General features: G+C 70.8%; 23 protein-coding genes. 16 read left to right on the top strand and 7 right to left on the bottom strand.

The genetic code is table 11. The features are described from left to right. Nucleotides 1-6 precede the first annotated feature (6 nt). The 4 genes from AB0I77_RS04245 to AB0I77_RS04230 all read left to right on the top strand — a co-directional run bounded on the left by AB0I77_RS04245 (nucleotide 7) and on the right by AB0I77_RS04230 (nucleotide 5,380). Complete coding sequence (locus AB0I77_RS04245) at nucleotides 7-2,163, top strand: alpha/beta fold hydrolase (protein WP_363280787.1); 2,157 nt, start codon at nucleotides 7-9, stop codon at nucleotides 2,161-2,163. A gap of 117 nt (nucleotides 2,164-2,280) precedes the next feature. Next, nucleotides 2,281-2,709, top strand: a complete 429-nt coding sequence (locus tag AB0I77_RS04240) for a lipocalin-like domain-containing protein (protein WP_363280786.1) — start codon at nucleotides 2,281-2,283, stop codon at nucleotides 2,707-2,709. Between the two features lie 525 nt (nucleotides 2,710-3,234). Next, nucleotides 3,235-4,638 carry an FAD-binding oxidoreductase gene (locus AB0I77_RS04235; RefSeq protein WP_363281140.1) on the top strand — a complete coding sequence of 468 codons (1,404 nt, stop codon included), beginning with the start codon at nucleotides 3,235-3,237 and terminating at the stop codon, nucleotides 4,636-4,638. Nucleotides 4,639-4,852: 214 nt separating this feature from the next. Beyond that, the gene (locus AB0I77_RS04230; protein ID WP_363281138.1) at nucleotides 4,853-5,380 is read left to right on the top strand and encodes a snapalysin family zinc-dependent metalloprotease; all 528 of its coding nucleotides are present in this window, start codon (nucleotides 4,853-4,855) and stop codon (nucleotides 5,378-5,380) included. 240 nt (nucleotides 5,381-5,620) lie between these two features. On the opposite strand, the gene AB0I77_RS04225 is transcribed toward AB0I77_RS04230, so the two are convergent. Beyond that, on the bottom strand, nucleotides 5,621-6,208 hold the full coding sequence (locus AB0I77_RS04225) for a helix-turn-helix domain-containing protein (RefSeq protein WP_363280785.1): 588 nt from the start codon (nucleotides 6,206-6,208) through the stop codon (nucleotides 5,621-5,623). Nucleotides 6,209-6,346: 138 nt separating this feature from the next. Between AB0I77_RS04225 and AB0I77_RS04220 the strand changes: the two genes are divergently transcribed. Next, on the top strand, nucleotides 6,347-7,831 hold the full coding sequence (locus AB0I77_RS04220) for an MFS transporter (RefSeq protein ID WP_363280784.1): 1,485 nt from the start codon (nucleotides 6,347-6,349) through the stop codon (nucleotides 7,829-7,831). 410 nt (nucleotides 7,832-8,241) lie between these two features. Here the strand turns inward: AB0I77_RS04220 and msrB are convergent, their stop codons facing one another. The 4 genes from msrB to AB0I77_RS04200 form a co-directional block, all read right to left on the bottom strand. Then, complete coding sequence (msrB, locus tag AB0I77_RS04215; protein WP_363280783.1) at nucleotides 8,242-8,649, bottom strand: peptide-methionine (R)-S-oxide reductase MsrB; 408 nt, start codon at nucleotides 8,647-8,649, stop codon at nucleotides 8,242-8,244. Between the two features lie 13 nt (nucleotides 8,650-8,662). Next, nucleotides 8,663-10,051 (bottom strand): UDP-N-acetylmuramate--L-alanine ligase, encoded by a 1,389-nt coding sequence (gene murC / locus AB0I77_RS04210; RefSeq protein WP_363280781.1) that lies wholly within the window; start codon nucleotides 10,049-10,051, stop codon nucleotides 8,663-8,665. A 73-nt stretch (nucleotides 10,052-10,124) separates the two neighbouring features. Beyond that, the gene (locus AB0I77_RS04205; RefSeq protein WP_363281137.1) at nucleotides 10,125-10,580 is read right to left on the bottom strand and encodes an indole-3-glycerol phosphate synthase; all 456 of its coding nucleotides are present in this window, start codon (nucleotides 10,578-10,580) and stop codon (nucleotides 10,125-10,127) included. Between the two features lie 211 nt (nucleotides 10,581-10,791). Beyond that, nucleotides 10,792-11,580: a pyrimidine reductase family protein gene (locus AB0I77_RS04200; protein ID WP_363280780.1), complete on the bottom strand. Its 789-nt coding sequence runs from the start codon at nucleotides 11,578-11,580 to the stop codon at nucleotides 10,792-10,794. A 239-nt stretch (nucleotides 11,581-11,819) separates the two neighbouring features. Between AB0I77_RS04200 and zapE the strand changes: the two genes are divergently transcribed. The 10 genes from zapE to AB0I77_RS04150 all read left to right on the top strand — a co-directional run bounded on the left by zapE (nucleotide 11,820) and on the right by AB0I77_RS04150 (nucleotide 21,744). Beyond that, a complete protein-coding gene (zapE, locus tag AB0I77_RS04195) occupies nucleotides 11,820-12,950 on the top strand; it encodes a cell division protein ZapE (RefSeq protein ID WP_363280779.1) in 1,131 nt (376 codons plus the stop codon). 218 nt (nucleotides 12,951-13,168) lie between these two features. After that, nucleotides 13,169-13,561, top strand: a complete 393-nt coding sequence (locus AB0I77_RS04190) for a hypothetical protein (protein ID WP_363280777.1) — start codon at nucleotides 13,169-13,171, stop codon at nucleotides 13,559-13,561. A 90-nt stretch (nucleotides 13,562-13,651) separates the two neighbouring features. Next, a complete protein-coding gene (locus tag AB0I77_RS04185; protein ID WP_363280776.1) occupies nucleotides 13,652-14,230 on the top strand; it encodes a carbonic anhydrase in 579 nt (192 codons plus the stop codon). 8 nt (nucleotides 14,231-14,238) lie between these two features. Then, nucleotides 14,239-15,723 carry a SulP family inorganic anion transporter gene (locus AB0I77_RS04180; protein WP_363280775.1) on the top strand — a complete coding sequence of 495 codons (1,485 nt, stop codon included), beginning with the start codon at nucleotides 14,239-14,241 and terminating at the stop codon, nucleotides 15,721-15,723. A 130-nt stretch (nucleotides 15,724-15,853) separates the two neighbouring features. Then, entirely contained in the window at nucleotides 15,854-16,642 is a 789-nt protein-coding gene (locus AB0I77_RS04175; RefSeq protein WP_363280774.1) for a slipin family protein, read from the top strand. Between the two features lie 103 nt (nucleotides 16,643-16,745). Then, a complete protein-coding gene (locus AB0I77_RS04170) occupies nucleotides 16,746-18,161 on the top strand; it encodes a PhoX family protein (protein WP_363280773.1) in 1,416 nt (471 codons plus the stop codon). 36 nt (nucleotides 18,162-18,197) lie between these two features. Continuing rightward, nucleotides 18,198-19,061, top strand: a complete 864-nt coding sequence (locus tag AB0I77_RS04165; protein ID WP_363280772.1) for a PPK2 family polyphosphate kinase — start codon at nucleotides 18,198-18,200, stop codon at nucleotides 19,059-19,061. Nucleotides 19,062-19,098: 37 nt separating this feature from the next. Beyond that, nucleotides 19,099-20,628, top strand: a complete 1,530-nt coding sequence (locus AB0I77_RS04160; RefSeq protein WP_363280771.1) for an FAD-dependent oxidoreductase — start codon at nucleotides 19,099-19,101, stop codon at nucleotides 20,626-20,628. Nucleotides 20,629-20,699: 71 nt separating this feature from the next. Continuing rightward, nucleotides 20,700-21,533: a polysaccharide deacetylase family protein gene (locus AB0I77_RS04155; RefSeq protein ID WP_363280770.1), complete on the top strand. Its 834-nt coding sequence runs from the start codon at nucleotides 20,700-20,702 to the stop codon at nucleotides 21,531-21,533. 28 nt (nucleotides 21,534-21,561) lie between these two features. Further along, nucleotides 21,562-21,744, top strand: coding sequence for a hypothetical protein (locus AB0I77_RS04150; protein ID WP_363280769.1), 183 nt, complete (start codon nucleotides 21,562-21,564; stop codon nucleotides 21,742-21,744). Here AB0I77_RS04150 and AB0I77_RS04145 read toward each other — a convergent pair. Together AB0I77_RS04145 and AB0I77_RS04140 are read right to left on the bottom strand one after the other, a co-directional pair. Continuing rightward, complete coding sequence (locus tag AB0I77_RS04145) at nucleotides 21,736-22,407, bottom strand: ABC transporter (RefSeq protein ID WP_363280768.1); 672 nt, start codon at nucleotides 22,405-22,407, stop codon at nucleotides 21,736-21,738. The two genes, AB0I77_RS04150 and AB0I77_RS04145, sit on opposite strands and share 9 nt — an antisense overlap. Beyond that, nucleotides 22,404-23,285 (bottom strand): ABC transporter ATP-binding protein, encoded by an 882-nt coding sequence (locus tag AB0I77_RS04140; RefSeq protein ID WP_363280767.1) that lies wholly within the window; start codon nucleotides 23,283-23,285, stop codon nucleotides 22,404-22,406. Before AB0I77_RS04140 ends, AB0I77_RS04145 begins: the two co-directional genes overlap by 4 nt. A gap of 90 nt (nucleotides 23,286-23,375) precedes the next feature. Between AB0I77_RS04140 and AB0I77_RS04135 the strand changes: the two genes are divergently transcribed. Next, nucleotides 23,376-24,092, top strand: a complete 717-nt coding sequence (locus AB0I77_RS04135; protein WP_363280766.1) for a peptidyl-tRNA hydrolase — start codon at nucleotides 23,376-23,378, stop codon at nucleotides 24,090-24,092. Nucleotides 24,093-24,326: the final 234 nt, after the last annotated feature.

Below are 24,326 nucleotides of genomic sequence, written 5' to 3'. Positions count from 1 at the left end.
GATTTGATGATGGAGAAGACATCGCGGCGTACCGGTGCGTCGCAGGGCGGCCGCTGGATCGTCGCCCGCAGGCAGCGCCCGGACGCCGCAGCCGACCTGTTCTGCTTCACCCATGCCGGGGGATCGCCTGGCGAGTATCTTCGTTTCGAGGAGGAACTGCCAAAGATCCAGGTGTCCGGCGTCCAGTTGCCCGGCCGGGCATCCAGGCTGCGCGAGCCGCCGCTGACCTCTATGGCCTCGGTGGTCGACGCGGTCTTGGAGGTTCTGCGCCCCGAGCGGCCGTTCGCGTTCTTCGGGCACAGCCTCGGCGGCCTGATGGCCTTCGAGGTGGCCCGCGCACTCCGCGATGCGGGCCGGGAGTTGCCGCGGCAGCTGTTCTTGTCATCCAGTCCCCCGCCGCCCCTCGGCCGCGGCGGGCAACCTGTCCACACCTTGAGCGACGACATGCTGCTCGCCGAGATCGAGCAGCGCTGGGGTGAGTTGCCAGCAGAGATCCGTGCTGATCCCAGGCTGCTGCAGATGACCCTTGGCGTCTTCCGCGCCGATATCACGATCTACGAAACCTACCGGTACCAGCCTGGGCCGTTGCTGGACATCCCTGTCACGGTGTTCGTCGGCGACCTGGAATGCGACAAGCTGCGGGTGGCCGAGTGGAGCGCCCACACCAGCCGCGCCTTCGAGCTCATCTGCTTGGTTGGCGGCCACTTCCCCTTCCGGGACGCGGAGCAGCGGCGCCTGATGCTTCAGCGGATCCGGCACGTCATGGCGGCGCCGGAGCCCGGCCTGAGTCCAAGGAATGCGGAGGGCGGCTGCCACGACGGCGTGGCCATCTGGGGTCGGATGGGTAGCCACCGCCTCCTTGCCTTGGCTGCGGAAAGCGCCGAGGGCCTTGAGGAGGCGGTGCGACGCGGCCGGGCGGGGGTGGCCGGTCCGGTGGGAGCGGCTGCCCCGGACGCCGCGCCGTCGGCCGGGGACATTCCCTTGCCGCACCGTCGGTTCGTCCTCGGCGGCGACCTGAGTACGCTTGTGGACGCCTTGGCCAAGCCGGCGATCCCCGCGTCTCGGAACACTGCGGAGCGGCCTCGGGTTGCGCTCGTCTTTCCCGGCCAGGGATCGCAGTACGCTCGCATGGGACTCGCCCTGTGCCAGGAACTTCCCAGCTTTGCCGAGGAGTTCGAGCACGGCCTGGGTCTGCTGCGGGAGGTCGCCGGACTGGACCTGCACGCGGTGCTGGCCGGCACTGGCAGTCAGGACGTGGAAGCGCTTCGGCAGACCAGCGTCGCCCAACCGGCCATCTTCCTGCTGGAGTACGCGCTGGCCAGCACCTGGCAGAAGCTGGGTGTGGAACCTGTGGCGATGATCGGGCACAGCCTGGGTGAGTATGTCGCCGCCACGCTCGCCGGGGTCATGACCCTGCCCGACGCTCTGGAGTTCGTCTCCCTGAGGGCTCGGCTGATGCAGCAGGCCCCGACCGGAGTGATGCTCGCCGTGCCACTGGCGGAAGAAAGGCTGGCGCCGTATCTGGAGCTGGGCGCGGACCTGGCCACTGTCAACGCCCCTTCGTCCTGCGTACTGGCCGGAACCGAGCAGGACATCGTGCGGATCGAGGCCCGGCTCGCCGCAGCCGGGACGCCGGGCCAGCGGCTACGCGTCTCGCACGCCTTCCACAGCAAGCTCATGGAGGGTTGCGTTCAGCAGCTACGCGCAGCCGCCGCGCGGCTCACCCTGCGACCGCCTACGAGGGAGTTCGTCTCCTGCATCACCGGCCGGTGGATCACTGCACAGGAGGCAACAGACCCCGACTACTGGGCCCGGCACATGAGGCAGACAGTGCGCTTCTCCGACGCGGTCAGCACGGTGCTGGCCTCCTCGCCAGACGTGCTGCTGGAATGCGGGCCCGGCCAGTCGCTGACCAGTCTCCTCAAGCGACGTCCCGACCTACCCGCAAACCTGCTGGCGGTGTCCTCGCTGCCGCATCCCGGCGGCCGGATTTCCGAGCCGGCCGGTCTGTTGTCCACGCTCGGGAAGCTGTGGGAGGCCGGTGCACCCCTCGATCTGGCGGCGCTCACTGGCCCGGCGCCAGGCCCGATGTCTGGGCACCACGTCGGTCCCGGAGGCTCTCCATCGCGGGACGCGTGCCGCTCGGCCCACCGCACGAGGTAAATGCCCTCGCCCAAGTGTCTCGTGATCCTGTTCATACCAGTTCGAGTTGCTGGTTGATCGCGACGTTGACGCTGGAGAAGATGCCGCGGCGGATGGACTGCCGGGTCAGGACAAGGAGTGAGAACTGTGCCGAGACCCACGACACCATCCGTCTCAGGCGATGAACTTGCCGGAGTCTGGCGGCTCGTGTCCTATCACGACCTGGACAAGCACGGCGCCCGCCACACGGGCCCGCTCGGGCTCGCGCCGGACGGGCTGCTCTTCTACGCACCGGACGGTCACCTGTCGGTCACCATGATGCGCACCAGCGCCGCGCAGCCGGGCGACCAGACCTTCAACAGCTACGCCGGGACCTGGCGGCGGGAGGGAGACCGCGTTATCCACGCGATTCGCCTTGCCCCCGATCCCGCCTGGGTTGGCACGGAGCAGATTCGGGAGCTGGTCCTGGAAGGGGATCGACTCCGGCTCTACGGCACCGCCCTGATCGGCCCACCACGCCGCCGCGTCCTGGAATGGCACCGGATCGGGTGGGGCGTGGCGGATTGATGCTGTCGGTGTGCAACTGCCGTGGAGAGAGGACTCCTGCACACCGTTCCGGCGTCACCCATCCCCGGGTGCGTCGCTGGCAATGGCCGGGTGCTGAGCACGGGGACTTGTGAGGTGCGAAGCGGGCGTCGGTGCTTCCTCGCCTGGTGTCGGATCACCGATGCGCATGCCGGGCCCGAATGGAAGATGACGCGAAACAGGTCCCGAGCATGACCACGTACTCGGCGGGCAGGCGACATCGCCCGCATCCGCAGGCGGACGGCAAGCACCGAGTCTCCCTCGCAGTGCGGCAGAAAGGTCTGTGCCCCCGCTGCGGTCATGACCTGGTCGCTCGGACGACAGGAAGAACCTTGAACTCATCCACGCGGTATGCCATCGGCGACACCACGCCAGTGGAAACCGCCAACCCCGCAGACTGGAGCAACAACCATGACTGAACCCGCCGATGGCCCGCTTGAGCCGGATGCGTTGAGAGGCGCACGTCCGGTTCTGAGGGGGGACCGGCCTGGGCCAGATGCGCTGACCGTGGCCGTCCAGGGACCGGTCCTGCTGCCCGGTAGCGAGGCCTTTGACGCCGAGTGTGCTGGTTTCCAGGCGGCCTACCAGCACCGTCCCGCCGTTGTAGTGGGAGCCACAACCGCGGACGACGTGTGTGCCGCAGTGCGCTTCGCGGCCGAGCGGCGGTGGCCCATCGCGGTCCAGAGCACTGGCCACGGCATCTCCACGCCACTGAGGGGGGAGGGCGTCCTGATCACCACTCGGCGTATGAACCGCGTCGAGGTCGACGCCCGAGCCCGCACGGCACGTATAGAGGCAGGCGCCCAGTGGAAGGACGTGGTCCGGGAGGCGGCTCGGCACAGGCTGGCCCCGCTCAACGGTTCGGCGCCGGGCGTCGGTGTGGTGGGCTATCTGCTGGGCGGTGGAACCCCATTGCTCGGACGGGAGTTCGGCTACGCATGCGATCACGTACGCAGCATTGACATCGTCACTGCCGACGGGACGCACCGGAACATCACCGCGAAATCCGATTCGGAGCTGTTTTGGGCGCTGCGTGGCGGCGGCGCCAACTTCGGTGTCGTCACGGCCGTTGAGACGGAGCTTGTGCCGGTCGCTGGGCTGTACGGCGGAGGGCTGTTCTTCGAAGCGGCGGATGATGCCATCGATATCCTGCGCGCCTATAGGAACTGGTCGCTCACAGTGCCGGAGCAGCTGACCTCATCCATAGGGCTGATGGTCTACCCGCCCATGCCTGCCTTCCCCGAACCACTGCGCGGGCGGTACGCCGCTCACATTCGGATTGTGTTCAATGGTGATCCGGCGGAGGGGGAACGGCTGATCGCTCCGCTGCGGGCAATCGGGCCGCGCCTTATCGACACCGTGGCCGAAATGCCGTACACGCAGATCGGTTCGATTTACCGTGACCCGGACTTCTCCCATTCCTACTACGGCAACAACCTTCTGCTGCGCGAGCTGGACCCTTCCGCTCTGCAGACGCTGTTGGACCTGACCGGCCCGGACGTAGTTCCGCCGTGTGTCGTGGACCTGCGTCACCTTGGCGGCGCGATGTCGCGCCCTCCGGCCGTGCCAAGCGCTGTGGGTGGCAGGAAGGCGCAATACCTCCTGCGCGTGCTCAACGGAATCGTCGGCCCGATTCGCGAGGACCCGTTCGCCGACGCCCGCCCCGTCCATCAGCGACTCATGCATGCCTTCAAGCCGTGGACGGTCGGACGCAGCCTCAACTTCGTGTACAGCGACGGCAGGCCATCCGCACCAGACGAAGTGCGGGAGTTCTATGATCCGGAGGCATTCGACCGTCTTGTCCGCTTGAAGGCCCAGTACGATGCGGACAACTTGTTCCGTTGCAACCACAATCTCTCGGCCGAGGGGCGGATTCAATCGTCCTTGCCCGCGGGATCGCGCTTGCCATAGCCGAGGTGGTCGGTGAACTCGCCCTCCAGGGCGGACTCCAGCAGCCGCTTGGTCAGCTGCTGAGACGCGGTCCTCACACAATGCCGTGTGACGGATTGGAAGGGGCGGGCGAGGGGCAGAGGACCGCCATCATGCCATGGGCATGATGAGCACACTCTCCCCCCACAGGAGGATCACCGTGACACTCAGAAACGCCGCGCGGGCGCTGATCACCATGCTGGTGGTGACACTGTCGTGGACCATTGGCCAGGCCACGACCTCGGCCGCACCCGCGTCTCCGGCGCCCACCACCGCGGCCGTCTTAACGTACGAGACGGAGGGGGCCGCGGAGTTCGTCGACGCGGTCCGCAGCGGTGCGGAGGTCTGGAACAAGAGCGTGGCCAACGTCCAACTGGAGCCGGTGGCCACCGGTGACGAGGCCAACATCGAGATCGTCGCCGACGACGGCTGGCCGCGCGCCCAAACCACCAGCCTGGGCAACGGCACCGTGTGGATGGGGCGGCAGGCGGTGAACGAGGGCTACGACACCATCCGCATCGCCGCGCACGAACTCGGCCACATCCTCGGACTGCCCGACGTGAAACCGGGCCCGTGCAGCAGCCTCATGTCCGGCTCCTCGGCCGGGGTCGGCTGCACCAACCCCCATCCGGACGCCGCCGAACGGGCCGCCGTCGAGGACAACTTCGCTGCCGCCGGCAACAGCCGGGCGTACGCCTACGAGCCGCGGATGTACCAGGACTGACCGTTCCGTTCCTCGCGGTTCCCAGCAGGTTCACAGCACTCCACGGTGCCCTGCCCCACTCGTGCCCGTGTGCGACGGGGGCAGGGCACCGTGCGCGGCGCCCGGCGGCGTCCTCAACTCCAGCCACCTGCTCCAGATCGGCCCGCAGCCGCCCCCGCCGGGCACGCGGGACGAGTCAAGCGGAGCACACCCTTCCGCCAGGCCCGCGCCCGACAGGGCACCCCCGGAAGGCCCGGCGGCTCATCCGTCCGCGAGCAGCCCCTTGGTGATCGCCGGCAGCAGCCGCTCCGCGGCCTGGCCTCCATCCGCGGAACGCTCGGTCACCCAGGCGACGGCGGCGATCAGCTGGAACAGGTCAGCCGCGTCGAACTCCGGCCGCGCGCTGCCCTGTCGCTGCGCCCGCTCCATGAGTTGCGCGCCTGCCGCGTGCATCTGGTCGCACGAGGAGCGCAGTGCCGAGCCCTCGTCGTACATGCTGCTCATCATCGACGCGGCCAGTCCCTGATAGGTGCCGGCGTGGGCCACGGCGGCGCGCAGCCATTCCAGCAGCGCCCAGTCCGGGTCGTCGGCGCGGAGCAGTTCTTCGGCGCGGGCGTGCAAGGCGTCGATGCTCTCACCGATGACCGCGGCGAGCAGAGCGTCGCGGTGCGGGAAGTGCCGGTAGAGCGTGCCCTGGCCGACCCCGGCCCGCTTGGCGATGTCGTCGAGCGGCGCGTCCGCCCCCTGTTCACTGAAGGCCGTCTTGGCCACAGCCACCAGCCGGTCGTAGTTCCGGCGCGCGTCTGCGCGCCTCGGCCGCTGCTCGTCGGCCGGGATCACGGGCTTCATGGGGCACCTCGCATTGAAAACGGACACTCTGTCCGTTACAGTCTCGACATTAAGCGGACAGTCCGTCCGTTTGGCGAATACTCGCATGCTCGCACAAAGCGAAGGCTGTCCCCCCACCCCCAGAATGAAAGACAGCGCATGTCGCAATCCTCATGGCAGCGGAGCCGAGGCGACGAGAGCACGGAATCACCGCCCCGGCTCACCCGTAGTCCCGGCATCACCCTCGCCCTCATCGTGTCCTGCGAGTTCATGCTCCAGCTGGACACCACGATCATGAACGTGGCCCTGCCCACCGTCCAGGACGACCTCGACTTCGGGCAGGCTGAGCTGTCCTGGGTCATCAACGCCTTCCTGCTGGCCTTCGGCGGCCTGCTGCTGCTCGGCGGGCGGGCCGGGGACATCCTCGGGCACCGCAAGGTGTTCCTCGCGGGCACCCTCCTCTTCACCCTGGCATCAGCACTCGGCGGTCTCGCGCCGAGCGCCGAGACCCTCGTGCTGGCCCGCGCGCTCCAGGGCGTAGGTGCCGCCCTCGCCGCGCCGACCGGTATCGCCCTGCTCGCGACCAACTTCACGGAAGGGCCGGAGCGCAACCGCGCCTTCGCCATCTACTCCACCCTCGCCGGGTCCGGGCTCGCGCTCGGCCTCGTCCTCGGCGGCATCCTCACCACCGGGCTGTCCTGGCGCTGGGTGCTGTTCATCAACATCCCGTTCGGCGCGTTGGTCATCGCCCTGGCCCCCCGCTTCATCAAGGAGACCGGTCGGACCCCGGGCCGCTTCGACATCGCCGGCGCGCTGACCTCCACGGTCGGCATGACCGCGCTGGTGTACGGCTTCATCCGCGTCTCCGAGGGCTCCTGGGGCGACGAGGTCGCGCTGATGTCCTTCGTGTTCGGGGTCGTCCTGATGGGGGCGTTCCTCGCGATCGAGAAGCGGGCCGACCAGCCGATCATGCCGCTGCGGCTGTTCACGCGGCGCACCCGGGCGGGTGCGTACGTCAACCTGCTGCTGATCGCGGCGACGCTGACCAGCATGTGGTTCTTCCTCGTGCAGTTCCTTCAGGGCGTTCTCGGCTACGACGCGCTCGGAGCGGGCCTGGCCTTCCTGCCGATGGCGGTGGCGGTCCTCGCGTCCTCGCAGTTCGTGCCGAAGATCCTCCCGAAGGTCGGCACAAAGCCGGTCGCGATCACCGGAATCGTGCTGGTCGGTCTGGCCACCGCATGGCTGACCCAGCTGTCCCCGGGCAGCGGTTACCTCACGGGCGTCCTGGGCCCGCTGCTGCTCTTCGGTCTGGGCGCCGGGCTCGCGCTCGTCTCGCACAACCTCACCGTCATGTCCGAGACGGCTCCCGAGGACACGGGCGCGGCCTCCGGCGTGCTCCAGGCGATGCTGACCGTGGGCGGGTCGCTCGGTCTCGCGCTGCTCGTGACGGTCTTCGGCCGGTCGATGCGGGCGGCCGAGGAGAACCCTCCGGCGGGCCTGTCCGAGGCCGAGGGCGCCCGGCACGCCCTGACCGAGGGCATCACCGCGGCCTTCACCCTCGGCTCCGTCTTCGCGGTGATCGGCCTGTCGATCGCGGTCTTCGCAGTGCGGGCCCGGCGCGCCCCGTCCGGCGCCGACAGCTGACCGGAGGGCTGCGGACCGCCACGCGGACCGTCGACCAGGACCCAGAGGGGCGCAGCACCGGCGAGAGCCACGGCTCAGCTCGGCTTTAGCCGCCGTCACAAGGACGGGCAGGCTCCCTGTGTCCGCGCCCCTCCCCCTGCCAGACGGCCGTACGAGAGCAACCTGCTGCCGGCCGAGAGCAAGCACCTAGAGGGATCCGTCGACACGCCCGACCCCACTGGATGGCTAAAACCGCCAACCGGCCCGTGTACGCGCCGCCCCGCCGAACTGACTCACCGTTCAGCTACACCCAGCCGCGTTCCAGCCGGTGCGCGGAGAAGGACGGATGACGTCAGGTGACGAAGCATCAGCTCAGTCGGCTCGACGACTTCGCTGGTCGACGGATTCACCGGGGCGCCAGCCTCCCGCCCTCACACCTCGTCCGGCGTCAACCGCAACGAGATCGAGTTGATGCAGTACCGCTGATCGGTCGGAGTCGGATACCCCTCGCCCTCGAACACATGCCCAAGATGCGACCCGCACCGCGCACACCGCACCTCCGTCCGCACCATCCCGTGCGACCGGTCGTCGATGAGCTCGACCGCGTCCGAGTCACGCGGGTCGTAGAAGCTCGGCCAGCCGCAGTGCGACTCGAACTTCGTGTCCGAGGTGAAGAGTTCGGCGCCGCAGGCCCGGCAGGAGTAGACGCCCGTCGTCTTGGTGTCGGTGTACTCACCGACGAAGGCGGGCTCCGTGCCGGCCTGGCGCAGGACGGCGTATTCGGACGGGGTCAGCTCCGCGCGCCACTGCTCGTCCGGCTTTTCGATGTCGTACGACATGAGCCTCAGCCCCTCACTTCGACAGCTGGTCCAGGATCCGCGGGCCGAGGTCGGTGACGTCGCCCGCGCCCATGGTGAGAACGAGATCACCGGCCTTGGCCATTCCCGCGACGGCCGCGGGCACCTCCGCCTTGTCGTGGACCGGTGTCACGTCCGCGCCCGCGACCCGCGCCGCCTCGATGATCAGCTCGCTCGTCACGCCCGGGATCGGGTCCTCGCGGGCCGGGTAGATGTCCAGGACCACCGACGCGTCGGCCAGGGACAGCGACTGGCCCATCTCCTTGCCGAGCTCCTGCGTCCGGGAGAACAGATGGGGCTGGAAGACCACCAGGATGCGCGCGTCACCGGCCGCCGAGCGCATGGCCTCCAGGTCCGCCGTCATCTCCGTGGGGTGGTGGGCGTAGGAGTCGATGACCTGGACGCCGGCCGCCTCGCCCTTCAGCTGGAGGCGCCGCTTGACGCCGGTGTACGCGGCCAGCGCCGGGGCGAGCCGCGCCGCCGGGACGCCGAGCGCCACGCCCGCCGCCAGCGCGGCCACCGCGTTGTGGGCGTAGTGGCGGCCGGGGACAGAGACGGCGAAGGTGAGCTCCTCGCCGTCCAGGAGGACGCTGACCTCGCTCTTCAGGCCCTGGGCCGTCACCGACAGGATCCGCACATCGGCCTCCGCCGACTCCCCGTACGTCACCGTCCGCACCGAACCGGACAGCCGCCGCGTCAGCTCCCGGGCGCCGTCCTGGTCCGCCGCGATCACCAGCGTGCCACCGGGCACGAGCTGGCCGGCGAACGTCTCGAAGGACTCGTAGATCTCGTCCATGGAGGCGTAGTTGGCGTGGTGGTCGAGCTCGACATTGAGGACGATGGCGACCTCGGGGGCGTACTTGTGGAAACTGCGGTCCGACTCGTCCGCCTCGGCGACGAAGATCTCGCCCTCGCCGTGCAGGGCGTTGGAGCCGGGGGCGTCGAGGTCGCCGCCGATCGCGTACGACGGCTTCAGGCCCAGCTCGCTCAGCGACACCGCCAGCATCGACGTCGTCGTGGTCTTGCCGTGGGTGCCGGCGACCGCGATCGGACGCAGGCCGTCCATCAGCCGGGCAAGGGCGTCCGACCGGTGGACCACGGGGATGCCCAGCTCGGCCGCCCGGGCCAGCTCCGGATTGTCGGCACGGATCGCCGAGGAGACGACCACGCAGGTGGCGTCGGGCGCCAGGTGCCCGGCCGCGTGCCCGATGTGCACGGTCGCGCCCAGCGCGCGCAGGGCCTCGGCGGTGGCGGACTCCTTCGCGTCACTGCCCGCCACCGCGGCCCCGCGCTGCGCGAGGATCTTCGCGATCCCCGACATCCCGGCGCCGCCGATGCCGATGAAGTGCGGTCGGTCCATGGCGGTAGGAAGGCCGGGTGCCATGCGTGTCTCTCCCCAGGGGTGCGGCAAGTGGTGCGAACAGTGAGCGCGCCCCAGAAATGGGCGCCGCCCAAGCCTATGCCTTGCTGTGGGAGAAGAGCTTCAGCACCGGTACGCCCACCTTGTGCCGGGCCCGGGACGCCCAGTCCCGGTGGAAGAACTCCTCCACGTAGTGGGGGTCGGTCAGCACGATCACCTCGTCGGCCCCGATCTCCTCGACCAGCGACTTCAGCGCGTCCAGCGGATGGGCCTCGATCAGCCGCCCCTCCGCCTCGCTGCCGGACGCGCGCAGCGCCCGCAGGGACACGTCGAGCGCCTGCTCCGCGGGCCCCTTCGCATCCTCGCCCTCCGGTGTCCCGGCCTCCCGGGCGGCCTCGTCGATCTCGCCGAGCGCGACGTCGTCGATGGCCCGCAGCAGCCGGTCCGCCTGGTCGCCGCGCGGCTGGAGCAGCACGTGGAACGCCACCGACTCGTCCCCGTGCAAGGTGGTGACGAACTCCACGTCGGCGGACGTAAGGGCCTTCTCGATCATCAAAACGCTTGTGAACACCAGGCGCCCCTTCTCCATACGAGGACCCGCGGGCCCTCTTTCCTCCGTGGGCCGTGCCAGGCCCTGCGGAAACCATCCTGCCCCGTGCTCGCACGGGTACTGCCGGATTCAGTGTGCCTGTCGAAAGCCAAACGGAACGGAAGATTCCGCCGATGCCCCGACCAGGAGTACCGATCGAGCCCATTTCCGGACGTCAGGGCCGCCGGTACCGGCTGAAGAGGAACCCCTCCTCCTCCAGCAGGGACGCCAGTTCGAATCGCTGCGGGACCGCGACCGAGGGCCCGCCGGCGATGCGCTGCGCGTCCCCCGCGGTGAGCATCGGGGACACGGTCAGACACAGCTCGTCGAGTACCCCGGCGGCCACCAGCTGACCGAGCAGACGCGGGCCGCCCTCCGTCAGCAGCCGGGTGTGACCCAGCTCGGCGAGGGCCCGTACGGCACGGGCGGGGTCCACGCCGACACCGTCTCCGGCGATCACCACCCGGGCGCCCGCCTTCTCGGCCGCCGCGATCCGGTCCGGGGCCGCCGCGGCACCCGTGAGGATCAGCGTGGGCACCAGGGGCGAGGCGAACAGCGGCAGGGTGAGGTCCAGGTTCAGGCTCGCGCTCACCACCGCGATCGCGGGTACGGGCCCCTGCCCGGCCGCCTCCCGCATCCCCGACAACTCCGCCCGCACGCGGGCCGGCCGGTACCCCTCCTTGCGTACCGTTTCGGCACCGACGACCACCACGTCCGCGAGGGCCCGCAGGGTGCCGAAGATCCGCATGTCGGTGGCGCTGGAGATGGGCTGCGAGCGGCCGTCGTGCTGGCCGGCGCCGTCGAGCGTGGCGACCATGTTGGCCCGCAGCCAGACCACCGGCCCACCGGAGGCGCCCGCGGGCACCTGGTCGGGGTACGCATAGGCGGCGGCCAGCTCGGCGAGGCTCCACTCACCCGGGGCCCGGGCCACTGTCTGGTCGGTCACAGGGAACAGGCGTCGCATACCGAGCAGTGTGGCACGCCCCCTGGCCAGAGCCTGGCCGGCTGGTCCGCCGGGTGGCGTGCGGGGCCCGGTACGCCCATCTGCGACGTTGCCGTCGGCCGCCGCCTCCCCCCTCAGCAGCCGCCGACTCCCTCCTCCGCCTTGCGGCCGCACGCACCAGACCCCGCTCACCGACGCCCATGGGGCACCGCCGCTTCCCTGCGATCTGACCCGCCGGGCAAGCCCTTAGCATGGCTGACGTGCCTACCACCACCTCCGCGTCCGGATTCGGCCCCATAGCCGACGCCGCTCCGCCGTCCCTGTGCGCCCGTGAGCCGCACGTCCCCGCGGACCGGCTGGTCGCTGAGATGGTGCCGCCGCCGCGGTTCGACTCCGTGCGCTTCGGCACGTACATCCCGGACCCGAACCAGCCCAGCCAGACCGAGGCGGTGCGTGTCCTGGAGTCCTTCGCCGCCGGGCTCGGCGGGGCGCACGCCGTCGGCGGGGGCAAGCGCGGCTTCCTCGGCTTCGGAAAGGGCTCCGGAAAGAGCTTCGGAAAGGCCAAGACCCCGAAGGCCCCGGCCGGCCCCCGCGGTGTCTACCTCGACGGCGGTTACGGCGTCGGCAAGACCCACCTGCTGGCCTCCCTCTGGCACGCCACCCCGGCCGCGCCCGAACTCAAGGCGTTCGGCACGTTCGTCGAGTTGACCAACCTGGTCGGCGCCCTCGGTTTCCAGAAGACGGTGCAGACCCTTTCCGGACACCGCCTCCTGTGCATCGACGAGTTCGAACTGGACGACCCCGGCGACACGGTCCTCGTATCCACCCTGCTCGGCAAGCTCGTCGACGCGGGCGTCGCGCTCGCCGCCACCTCGAACACCCTGCCGGGCAAGCTCGGCGAGGGCCGGTTCGCGTCCGTGGACTTCCTGCGTGAGATCCAGGGCCTGTCCGCGCACTTCCGCGCCCTGCGCATCGACGGCGAGGACTACCGTCACCGCGGCCTGCCCGAGGCACCGGCGCCGTTCAGCGAAGAACAGGTCACCAAGGCCGCGTACGCCACCGAGGGTGCCTCGCTCGACGACTTCCCGCGCCTGCTGGAGCACCTCGCCCGCGTCCACCCCAGCCGCTACGGCGCCCTGACCGACGGCCTGCGGGCCGTCTGCCTCACCGGCGTCCAGGCAGTGCCGGACCAGTCGACGGCCCTGCGGCTCGTCGTGCTCGCGGACCGGCTCTACGACCGTGAAGTGCCGGTCCTGGCCTCGGGGTTGCCCTTCGACCAGCTGTTCAGCGAGGAGATGCTGAACGGCGGCTACCGCAAGAAGTACTTCCGGGCGATCTCCCGCCTCACCGCCCTGGCCCGGGACGCCAAGGGACTCGTCGAGCCCTCCTAGTACCCGCCCAATACCTCACCGACTCCGCAAGATCAAGAGTCGATTCACGCCACCAACCCCGCAGCCTTCAGCCTCTCTTCAGGTCGAAACGTTAAGTTAACCCTGCAAACAACTTTGCCGAGCTAAGGTGTTTCTTGACCAGCCATTGACCAATCGTTGGCATGGCCTAGAGAAGACCGGCAAAGGACCAGAGACGCGAACTGCCTGGAGGGGGGCGCATGTTCCGAGGTACGACGGCACGGACCGTGGTAGCGATCCTCGCCGCCGCCCTGCTCGCCCTCCAGTTCTTCGCTCCCACCGCTTCCTTCGCATCCGCGCATACAGCCCGTCAAGTCGGGGCCAAAGCTCAGCCCGGAATCAAGCTCACCGGCAAAGCGCTGCGCGACGAGTCCGCCACGCAGCGGCACTGCGACCCGGCAGGAGACCCGACCGGTCCCCTGCACACCCGCGACCGGCACCGCGCCGTCGACTTCGCCCCTGAGGGGCCCGAGCGCCCGCTGCTTGCTCGGGACGAGACGGCCGTACGCAAACAGGCCGCGCCCGGCGCGTTCTCACTGTCGAGACCCTGGGCAACCCACTCTCCGGCCGCACTTCAGGTCTTCCGCTGCTGACAGCAGAGCAGTCCCCCCACTTCTGAACCTCTGTCATGTGTCATGTAAGCCCGACGCGCCTTTGTGGCGCGCCAGGAGGAGTCACCACATATGCAGCCCCTCATCGACAACGCCCGCACGTTCGGACAGCGCCCTGAGGAGTTCGCCAGGCTTGCCGAGGGCCAGTCCCCCCAAGTCCTGTTCATCACCTGTTCCGACTCCAGGGTCGTACCGGCCCTGATCACGGGCGCCCGGCCCGGCGAGCTCTTCGAGCTGCGCACCGCGGGCAACATCGTCCCGCCGTACGTCTCGGACCACCCCACCAGCGAGGCGGCCACCATCGAGTACGCGGTGGAGGTGCTCGGCGTCAAGGACATCGTGGTCTGCGGGCACTCGCACTGCGGCGCCGTCGGTGCCCTGGTCCGCGGCGACGACCTGTCCGCCGTACCGGCCGTGCGCGACTGGCTCACGCACGCCGCTCCGCGCCCCGCGGGCGCGGTCGAGGACCCGACCGTGGCCGAGGGCGTGCAGGGCCACGTCCTCGCGCAGGTACTGCGGCTGCGCTCGTACCCGTGTATCGACAAGAAGCTGACGAGCGATCAACTCAACCTGCACGCCTGGTACTACGAGGTACACACGGGGTCAGTACTGACCCACGAGGTCTCCTCCGACACCTTCCGGGCCCTGTGAGGACCCCCATGGACCAGACCAAATTCCCCCACCTGCGGCAGGACTTCGCCGCCTCACTCGTCGTCTTCCTGGTCGCCCTCCCGCTGTGCGTCGGCGTGGCCGTCGCCTCCGGGGTCCCGGCCGAGCTGGGACTTGTCACCGGCATCGTCGGCGGCCTCGTCACCGGTTTCATGCGGGGCAGCAGCCTCCAGGTCTCCGGACCGGCGGCGGGTCTGACCGTGCTCGTCTTCGAGGCCGTGCAGGAGTACGGCCTCCCCGTCCTCGGGGTCGTCGTCCTCGCGACCGGTGTCCTCCAGATCCTCATGGGCGCCCTGAAGCTGGGGCGCTACTTCCGGGCCATATCGGTCTCGGTCGTCGAGGGCATGCTGGCCGGTATCGGGCTCGTCCTGATCGCCGGACAGCTCTACTCGGTCATGGACACCGAGGCCCCCGCCTCCGGCCTGGGCAAGATAGCCGGGCTGCCCGGCGCCCTGGCCGACGCCGTCCAGAACACCGCGGCGCTGGCCTCGCTCGGCCTCGGCGCGGGCACGATAGCCATCCTGGTGCTGTGGAAGCGGATGCCGAAGCAGCTGCGCACGGTCCCCGGACCGCTCGCCGCCGTCGGCCTCGCGACGCTCGCCGCCCTGGTGTTCTCGATGCCGGTCGCCACCGTCGAGGTGCAGGGGCTGCTGGGCTCCATCCAGCCGCCGTCCATGGACGCCTTCGGCGAACTCGCGAACGTCGGCGTGCTCGCCACCATCGTGGCCTTCACACTGATCGCGTCCGCCGAGTCGCTGTTCAGCGCGGCGGCCGTGGACCGGCTGCACGACGGGCCGCGCACCCAGTACGACAAGGAACTGCTGGCGCAGGGCACGGGCAACGCGGTGTGCGGTGTGCTCGGCGCGCTGCCGATGACCGCGGTGATCGTGCGCAGCGCGGCGAACGTCCAGGCGGGCGCGAAGACGAAGGCGTCCCGCGTGCTGCACGGCGTCTGGCTGCTGCTGTTCGCGGCGCTGCTGCCGTCCGTCCTGGCCTACATTCCGATCCCGGCCCTGGCCGGCATCCTGGTGCACGCCGGCGCCAAGCTCATCCCCGTCCGGGAGATCGTGGCGCTGTGGCGCGAGCACCGCGGCGAGGCGCTGATCCTCATGGTCACCGCCGTCTCGATCGTCGCGGTCAGCATGTTCGAAGGTGTGCTCATCGGCCTCGCGCTGGCGGTCGTCAAGACCGCCTGGGAGGCCTCGCACATCAAGCTGGAGGTCATCGACAAGGGCGCCGGACCCGTCCAGGCGTACCTGTCGGGCAACGCGACCTTCCTCAGGCTGCCGAAGATCCTCGACAACCTGGAGGCGCTGCCCCAGGACCGGCCGGTCGAGCTGGACCTGTCCGGCCTGCACCACCTGGACCACGCCTGCCGTACGGCCCTGGAGAACTGGGCCGAGCGGCACAGCGCGGTCGGTACGGAACCGGTGCGGATGACCTCGCCGGAACCGGCGAAGGTCACCGCGCCGTAGCGCTCCCCCGTGTGCCCGGTCCGGGGCCGACCATGGCCCCGGACCGGGCACCGGGCATATCGTTGCAGGAGCAGACACGCAAACACGCAAGAAGCACAGACACAGCCGACCTCTGGCCTAGGAGGTCAGGATGCTCCAGGAGCTGTTGACGGCGGGCCTGACGGCCGCTGCCGTGGGGGGCGTGTACGTCGCCGCGGCGGCGCGGGTCGTCAAGCAGTACGAGCGCGGGGTGGTCCTGCGGTTCGGGCGGCTCGCGGGTCATGTGCGCCCGCCGGGCTTCACGATGGTGGTTCCGTTCGTGGACCGGCTGCACAAGGTGAACATGCAGGTCGTCACCATGCCGGTGCCGGCCCAGGAGGGCATCACCCGGGACAACGTGACGGTGCGCGTGGACGCGGTCGTGTACTTCAAGGTGGTCGACGCGGCGTACGCGCTGATCCGGGTCGAGGACTACAGATTCGCGGTCTCGCAGATGGCGCAGACCTCCCTGCGCTCGATCATCGGCAAGAGCGATCTGGACGACCTGCTGTCCAACCGCGAGAAGCTCAACCAGGGCCTGGAGCTGATGATCGACAGCCCGGCCGTGGAGTGGGGCGTCACCATCGACCGGGTCGAGATCAAGGACGTGTCGCTGCCCGAGACCATGAAGCGCTCCATGGCCCGGCAGGCCGAGGCGGACCGGGAGCGGCGGGCCCGGATCATCAACGCGGACGCGGAGCTTCAGGCGTCCAAGAAGCTGTCGGAGGCCGCCGGGGTGATGTCGGAGCAGCCCGCCGCGCTCCAACTGCGGTTGCTGCAAACGGTCGTGGCGGTCGCCGCCGAGAAGAACTCGACGCTCGTGCTGCCCTTCCCGGTGGAGCTGCTGCGCTTCCTGGAGCGGGCACAGCAGACGCCTCCTGAGCAGTCGGTGGAGAAGTGAGCCGAGCGGGGACACGTTCTACGCGCGTGGTTCCCGTGATCCTCGGCAGGTGATAGACACAGCGGGGTCACAGCTCCTGTCCGCCAGCAGGAAGGTTGCCCCCATGTCCGAAAACGGTCGTACGACGCGCCGTCAGATGCTTTCCCGCACCGGCGCGTTGGGCGTCTCGATCGCCTTCGCCGGAAGCCTCACCGACCTCTTCGCGGGCACCGCCGCCGCGCAGAACCTGGGCCACACCGGTTACGGCCCCCTGGTCCCCGACCCGAAGGGCGTGCTCGACCTGCCGGAAGGTTTCCGCTACCGGGTCCTGTCCCGCGAGGGCGACCAGCTCCGCTCGGGCGAGGGCAGGGTCCCCTCCAACCACGACGGGATGTCGGCCTTCGCGGGCAGAGACAACCGGGTCCACCTGGTCCGCAACCACGAGAACCGCAACAACGCGGCCATCCCCGTCCCGACGACCGAGGGCCTCACCTACGACCCGGCCGGAAAGGGCGGCTGTACGGCGCTGACGCTGGACTCCCGCAACAAGGTGCTGTCCGAGCGCGTCGCCATCGCCGGTACCGCCGTCAACTGCGCGGGCGGGCCCACGCCTTGGGGCACCTGGCTGACCTGCGAGGAGACCGAGGACAGGGCCGGCACCAACGGCTACACCAAGGACCACGGCTTCATCTTCGAGGTCGACCCGGCCGACCCTCCCCCACGCTCGGCTTCGCTCGCGCGGGGGGACCCCCATCGCTCCGGCGCCGTACCGCTGACCGCGATGGGCCGCTTCCAGCACGAGGCGATCGCCGTCGACCCGAAGCGGGGCATCGTCTACGAGACCGAGGACGCCTTCGAGAAGCCCTTCGGCCTCTTCTACCGCTTCCTGCCCGACAAGCCCTCCGGCGGCCTGGGTTCGCTGCGCGCGGGCGGCCGGCTCCAGGCGATGCGGGTGCCGGGCGTGCCCGACCTCTCCCCGGTCCAGGAGACCGGCGCCTCCTTCGACGGCATCGAGTGGGTGGACGTACCGGACCCGCTCGCCGCCGAAACTCCCATCCGCTTCCAGGACTTCGGACCGAAGGGCATCACGCACGCGCAGAAGCTGGAGGGCTGCTACTGGGGCGGTTCGTGCGTGTACTTCGTGTCGTCGTTCGCGCGCGGCGCGGACGGTTCGGCGGCCGACCACTTCGGGCAGATCTGGCGCTACGACCCCGCGAAGCGCCGGCTGACCCTGGTGGTCGTCTTCGGCCCGGACACCGACGTCCAGCTCCCCGGCGAGTCCCCGGACAACATCTGTCTCGCCCCCAGCGGCGGTCTGATGGTCTGCGAGGACGGCAACGGCGCCCAGCACGTCTACGGCGTCACCCGGCGCGGCGAGGTCTACACGATGGCCCGGGGCCGCCAGAACATAGGGACCCCTCAGGAACCGGAGTGGGGCGAGTTCGCCGGCGTCACCTTCTCCCCGGACGGAGGGACCATGTATGTCAACTGCTACACACCCGGGACCACGTTCGCGGTGACGGGGCCGTGGCGTAAGTAGCACCACCGGACCGGAGCGGAAGGGATGCGGTGCCCCGTGACCAAGAAGGACAAGCGCGGGGACACCGCTCTGGGTGAGCTGCTGCGGGTGCCCGGCGGCGAGCCGGTCGACCTGTCCTCGTACGACAGCGGCGCGCTCCCGGTCGGGCCCACGAGGAAGAAGACGGGCCTCAAGAGCACCGGGCGGACGGGCCGGCACCTCGCCGACCTCCAGGAACGGCTGTGGGCGGCGAGCACGGCGGGTGACCGGCGCCGGGTCCTGCTGGTGCTCCAGGGCATGGACACCAGCGGCAAGGGCGGCACGGTCAAGCACGTCATCGGCTTGCTCAACCCGTCCGGCTGCCGCATCCACGCCTTCAAGGCACCCACCCCCGAGGAACGGGCGCACCCCTTCCTGTGGCGTATCGAGAAGGCCCTTCCGCGCCCCGGCGAGCTGGGCATCTTCGACCGCTCGCACTACGAGGACGTCCTGATCGCCCGGGTCCGCGAACTCGCCCCGCGCGAGGAGATCGACCGTCGCTACGACGAGATCAACCAGTTCGAGCAGTCCCTCGCCGACGACGGCGTGACCGTGATCAAGTGCTTCCTGCACATCTCCTACGACGAGCAGCGGCGCCGGCTGCTCAAGCGCCTGGACCGGCCGGACAAGCACTGGAAGTTCAGCCCGTCCGACATCGACGAGCGCGCCCTGTGGCCGGCGTACCAGGAGGCGTACGAGATCGCCCTGGAGCGCTGCACGACGCCGTACGCCCCCTGGTACCTGATCCCGGCCGACCGCAAGTGGTACCGGAACTGGGCGGTGAGCCGGCTGCTCCTGGAGCACCTCCGAGCGCTGGATCCGCGCTACCCGAAGGCCGACTTCGACGTGGCCGAGGGCCGCAGGCGGCTGCTCGCGACCTGAACCCGCTGAACCGGACCGTAGGGGGTACCCGGCCCGCATGACCGAGAACCCGCACGTCAGCGGCTCGTACTGGCTCCAGACGGCGCCCGGCCCTGAGCGGCCGGCCCTGACGGAAGACCTCGAGGTCGACGTGGCCGTCATCGGCGCCGGTGTCGCCGGGCTGAGCACGGCGTGGGAGCTGGCGCGGGCCGGGCGGCGCGTGGCGCTGCTGGAGGCCGACCGGGTGGCGGCCGGCGTCACCGGCCACACCACCGCCAAGCTGACCGCGCTGCACACCCTGATCTACGACAAGCTGCGCCGCACCCGCGGCCCCGAGGGGGCACGCCTGTACGCCCGCTCGCAGTCCGAGGCGATCGAGCGCGCCGCGGACATCACCGACGAGCTGGGCGTGGACTGCGACTGGGAACGCCGCAGCGCTTACACGTACGTGTGTGACCCGGGCCACGTGGAGGAGCTGCGGGCCGAGGCGAGGGCCGCGCGGGAGGCGGGGCTGGAGGCGTCGTTCGTGACGGAGACCGGGCTGCCGTTCCCCGTGGCGGGCGCGGTGCGGGTCACCGGTCAGGCGCAGTTCCATCCGCGCAAGTACCTGCTGGCCCTCGCGGACGACCTGGTCGCGCACGGCGGGCGGATCCACGAGCAGAGCACGGTCATCGGCCTGGAGGAGGGCGAGCCGTGCCGGGTGACCACCGACATGGGAGCACGGGTGACCGCCCGGGACGTCGTGGTCGCCACGCACTACCCGGTCTTCGACCGGGCGCTGCTGTTCACCCGGCTCTCCCCGCGCCGCGAGCTGGTCGTCGCGGGGACCATCGCCGCCAACCAGGATCCGGAGGGCATGTACATCACCCCGGACGAGGGCACGCGGTCGGTCCGTACGGCGCCGTACAGCGCTGACCAGCGCCTCCTCGTGGTCACCGGGGAGCACTTCACCCCCGGCACGGGCGACACCCGCTCCCGCTTCCAGCACCTGGCCGACTGGGCCGCCGAGCACTTCCCGGACGTCACTCTCACCCACGCCTGGGCCACGCAGGACAACGACCCGACCGACACCGTGCCGCTCGTCGGCCTGCTGCACCCCAGGGCGCATCACGCCTACGTGGCCGCCGGTTTCGGCGGCTGGGGCCTGAGCGGCGGGATGATGGCGGGCCGGCTCCTCACGGCCCTGATCACCGGCGAGCAGTGCGCGTGGAGCGAGCTGTACGACCCTCGGCGGCTGCGCTCGACCGTGCGCGAGGCCCCGTCGTTCCTCAAGCATCAGGCGGAGGTCGCCCGTCACTTCGTCGGCGACCGGCTGCGGCCGGGTGAGTCGGTGGAGTCCGTCGAGCGGGGCGAGGGCGCCGTCGTCCGCGCCGGCGGCGAGCGGTTCGCGGTGTACCGGGACGAGGCGGGCCATCTGCACGCCCTCTCCCCGCGCTGCACCCACCTCGGCTGCCTCGTCGCCTTCAACGCCGCCGAACGCGCCTGGGAGTGCCCCTGCCACGGCTCCCGTTTCGACACGGACGGCAAGGTGGTCCATGGTCCGGCGACCCGGCCGCTGGAGCAGCGGGAGCCGTGGCACAAGCTCTGAGCGGGTGACGCTCCAGCGCCGCTGACCTGGAGCTGACGCAGATATGGAACATATCGCCCTAGGTTCGTACGGTGATCACACTTGTACGACGCGTCACCGCCGCCTGCGCCTTGAGCGCGACCCTCGCCGCCTGCGGAACCGCCGAGGCACCTCGGCGCTCCGCACCCCCCGCCCCTCCGGCGGTGGCCTCCCGGCCCCCGACGCTCGCCCCCGGCCCGGCCGGTCTGACGCCCGTGTTCGAGAACGGCCCCCGCACCGGGGACAAGACCGTCGCGCTCACCTTCGACGCCGACATGACCGCCGATCAGGGGCCGCGGGCGGCGGCGGGCGAGCGGTTCGACCATCCGCGGCTGATCGCGACACTGCGTGCGCTGAAGGTGCCGGCCACGGTGTTCATGACGGGCCGGTGGGCCGAGCAGTACCCGGCCCAGGCCCGCTCCATCGGCCGGGACCCGCTCTTCGAGGTCGCCAACCACTCCTACAGCCACTACGCCTTCACCGACGACTGCTACGGGCTGCCGACCGTCTCCGAGGACCGGATGCGCACGGATGTGGAGCGGGCGTACACCGCCTTCCGGAAGGCCGGGGTGCCCGAGCCGATGCCGTACTTCCGCTTCCCCGGCGGGTGTTACGACCGGCGGGCCCTGAAGGCGCTGACCCCGGCCGGAGTCACCGCCGTGCAGTGGGACGTGGTGAGCGGGGACGCCTTCGCCACGGATGCCGACGCGGTGGCCCGGCAGGTCCTGGCGGGGGTGCGGCCCGGGTCGGTCGTCGTCATGCACTGCACGCGCAGCGCAGCGCCGGCGACCGAGCGGGCCGTACGGACGATCGTGCCCGAGCTGCGCCGGCAGGGCTTCCGGTTGGTGAAGGTGTCGGAGCTGATCGGGGCGGCGGCCCGGCGGTGACCGGCCGCGACCGTTCTACGCTGGGCGTATGAGCGAGGACTACTGCACGATCGGAGCCGTGACGAAACCGCCGGTCAAGGCGGATGGCCCGCCGTACGCGGAGTGCGTGCTGTGCCGGAAGCCCACCGAGTACCCGGAGTCGTACAAGGGCATCACGCTGTGCCCGGTCTGCGAGTGGCAGGAGGCAGAGCGCACGTCCTGTTCAGGGTGATCTGCGGGAGGTGAGCGCACAGGCCGTCGCCGTCGCCGCCGCCGCGAGCAGGGCGGCTCCGGCGAGCGGGAGCAGGGGCGGCTCGACGGTGCCGGAGCGCGAGCCGGTGACCAGGCCGCTGACCGCCGCCTGCGCCGGGGAGCCCGACACGACCAGCGCCAGCAGGGCCGCGAGCAGCAGTGCGGGGACCGCCCGGCCGGTCGAGCGCAGGAGCGGCCAGGTGGTGAGCGCGCCGACGGCCGTGCCGAGCAGGGCGCAGGCCAGCGCGGCCAGCAGCCCGGCCGCGCCCGCGGGCAGCGGCGGTACGCGCGTCTGGTGGTCCGAGCTCGTCGGGGCGCTGATCCAGGTCACGAGGACGGTCGCGACCGCGCCGAGCGCCGCCGCCGCGGCCAGCGCCACCAGGAGCCGGGCGAGATGCGCCCGCCCGGGTCCCACCGCCGCGGCCACACACCCGCGGGCGGCGGGCGGCTCGCCCGTGACGCAGATCCGTACCAGCCAGGCGGCGACGGGCAGCAGGGCGGCGGCCGTGTAGCCGAGCGAGTCGAGCACCGGCTGACCGCTCTGGACACCGACGGCCAGGAAGACCGCGTACAGGATGAACGGCGGCAGCCAGCGCTGCGAGCGCAGGAGGAGAGCGGCCTGGTAGCGAAGGAGGGCGGTCAACTGCGGCCTTCCAGAGTGTCCGGAGTGTCCGGGGCGAGGGGGGTATCGGTGCGGGCCACGCTCACCACGTGCCACGGCGGGCGGGCCGTGAGCAGCGTGCGCAGCAGGAGATCCGAGTGGGAGGCGGGGACCGTGAGCCGGTACGTCCCCGGGGTGCTCTCCTCGAGAGAGGTGAGCGGGACGGAGGGCGGACGTTCCCCGGCCGGGCCCTGCGCTTCGACGACGACGTGCGGTCCGGAGGCCGAAGTCGCCTTCTCCGTACGGTGGTTGAGGGCGCTGTCGGACACGGTGTACGTCGCGTCCGGCGTGCCCGCCAGGCGGCGCGGGTCGTGGTCGACGAACACCACGGAGGCTCCGGCGGCGGTCCGTTCGGCGACCGCCCGCTCCAGCTCGGCCCGGGCGGCGGTGTCCAGACCCGTCCAGGCCTCGTCGAGGACGAGCAGCTCGGGTTCGGCGAGCAGAGCCTGCGCGACGGCGACCTTCTGGCTGCTGCCCTTCGACAGCTGCGCCATCGGCGTACGGGCGTATTCCGCGGCGCCGAAGCGATGGAGCCACTCGTCGGCGGCCCGGGCCGCCGCCGCCCGGGACAGACCGTGCACGCTGCCGAGGTGCGTGAGGTAGCCGGCCGGGGTGAAGGGCAGCGCGGACGGAAAGCGTTCGGGTACGTAGGCCGTGCGGGGGCGGCCGGTGACGCGGCCCTCGGTAGGGGCGTCGATTCCGGCGAGGAGGCGGAGCAGGGTGGACTTGCCGGTGCCGTTGGTTCCTTCGACGCGGACGAGTTCGCCGGGGCGGAGGGTCAGGTCGACGCCGCGCAGGACCCAGGGGCCGCGCAGACCGTAGCGGCGGCCCACGTTGTCCAGCCGGAGATCGCGATGCATGGGGACATCCTCTCGTGGCGCGGCCACGGGTCGCCCGTGGCTGGGCGGTACGCCGACACCGCCGTCCCGCGCCGATTAGGGTTGGCTGATGTGAGCCTTGATCCGACGCCCCGCGGCGACAGCCCTTTCCGCTCCGAGCGCACCGCGCGAGACGAGGCGCCGCAGTTCGTGCTGCCCCTGGTCGTCCGTATCGAGCGGAGCGCTCCGCCCGCCCGTACCGACGCCCTGGAGACCGCCGCCCGAGCCGTCCTCGTCATGCTCGGTGACGAGCGGTCCCTCGGTGACGGCGAGTGGGCCCAGGCCGTGCGGGACTGGCAGGACGCGCGGATCCGCAAGGTCGTACGGCGGGCGCGCGGTGCCGAGTGGCGGCGGGCCGAGGCGCTGCCGGGCATCACGGTGACGGGCAAGTCCGCGGATATACGGGTCTTCCCGCCCGTCCCGGTGGACGGCTGGCCCAAGGACCTGGCCCGGCTCCAGGTCTCCGGCACCGACCTCGACGACCCGGAACCGCCCGTGGACGCGGACGGATCGGCGCCCGTGCTCTGGCTCAACCCGGACCTGGACATGTCGGCCGGCAAGGCGATGGCCCAGGCCGGCCACGGCGCCCAGCTCGCCTGGTGGGAGCTGTCGGACACGGAGCGGTCCGCCTGGCGCGACGCGGGCTTCCCCCTCGCCGTGCGCACCGCGGACCCCGGCCGCTGGGCCGAACTCACCACGAGCGGGCTGCCGTTGGTGCGGGACGCGGGGTTCACCGAGATCGCGCCCGGGTCCTGCACGGTGGTCGCGGACCACCCGGCCCTGCGATGACCCGCCTGGACGGCCGCGGCTCGCCGGTGACCTGGGGTTGAGCAACAGCGGGACGCCGCGCTGGCGGTGCCCGAGGGGGGCCGTAGCGCTGGAGGAGACGCTGCGGTTGCTGGGACGGGCGCCCGAGCGGTGGCCGGTGGGGGACGAGAATCGCCCGCCTCCTGTTTGAACATCGCGGCCGTCCCCCGCGTACCTCCTGATGGCGGTCGACCCATGCGTGCCCGATCGACCAGA

Source organism: Streptomyces sp. NPDC050619, assembly GCF_040654815.1.
GTDB lineage: Bacteria > Actinomycetota > Actinomycetes > Streptomycetales > Streptomycetaceae > Streptomyces.
The sequence above is the reverse complement of the archived record's forward strand: the minus strand, read 5'-3'. Positions and strand labels throughout refer to the sequence as shown.

Coding starts and splice junctions, on each gene's coding strand:
- AB0I77_RS04160 (WP_363280771.1), top strand. CDS start 19,099: ATGACCGAGAACCCGCACGTCAGCGGCTCGTACTGGCTCCAGACGGCG.
- AB0I77_RS04180 (WP_363280775.1), top strand. CDS start 14,239: ATGGACCAGACCAAATTCCCCCACCTGCGGCAGGACTTCGCCGCCTCA.
- AB0I77_RS04205 (WP_363281137.1), bottom strand. CDS start 10,580: ATGATCGAGAAGGCCCTTACGTCCGCCGACGTGGAGTTCGTCACCACC.
- AB0I77_RS04200 (WP_363280780.1), bottom strand. CDS start 11,580: ATGCGACGCCTGTTCCCTGTGACCGACCAGACAGTGGCCCGGGCCCCG.
- murC (WP_363280781.1), bottom strand. CDS start 10,051: ATGGCACCCGGCCTTCCTACCGCCATGGACCGACCGCACTTCATCGGC.
- AB0I77_RS04150 (WP_363280769.1), top strand. CDS start 21,562: ATGAGCGAGGACTACTGCACGATCGGAGCCGTGACGAAACCGCCGGTC.
- AB0I77_RS04185 (WP_363280776.1), top strand. CDS start 13,652: ATGCAGCCCCTCATCGACAACGCCCGCACGTTCGGACAGCGCCCTGAG.
- AB0I77_RS04245 (WP_363280787.1), top strand. CDS start 7: ATGATGGAGAAGACATCGCGGCGTACCGGTGCGTCGCAGGGCGGCCGC.
- AB0I77_RS04140 (WP_363280767.1), bottom strand. CDS start 23,285: ATGCATCGCGATCTCCGGCTGGACAACGTGGGCCGCCGCTACGGTCTG.
- AB0I77_RS04220 (WP_363280784.1), top strand. CDS start 6,347: ATGTCGCAATCCTCATGGCAGCGGAGCCGAGGCGACGAGAGCACGGAA.
- AB0I77_RS04175 (WP_363280774.1), top strand. CDS start 15,854: ATGCTCCAGGAGCTGTTGACGGCGGGCCTGACGGCCGCTGCCGTGGGG.
- msrB (WP_363280783.1), bottom strand. CDS start 8,649: ATGTCGTACGACATCGAAAAGCCGGACGAGCAGTGGCGCGCGGAGCTG.
- AB0I77_RS04170 (WP_363280773.1), top strand. CDS start 16,746: ATGTCCGAAAACGGTCGTACGACGCGCCGTCAGATGCTTTCCCGCACC.
- AB0I77_RS04190 (WP_363280777.1), top strand. CDS start 13,169: ATGTTCCGAGGTACGACGGCACGGACCGTGGTAGCGATCCTCGCCGCC.
- AB0I77_RS04230 (WP_363281138.1), top strand. CDS start 4,853: ATGCTGGTGGTGACACTGTCGTGGACCATTGGCCAGGCCACGACCTCG.
- AB0I77_RS04225 (WP_363280785.1), bottom strand. CDS start 6,208: ATGAAGCCCGTGATCCCGGCCGACGAGCAGCGGCCGAGGCGCGCAGAC.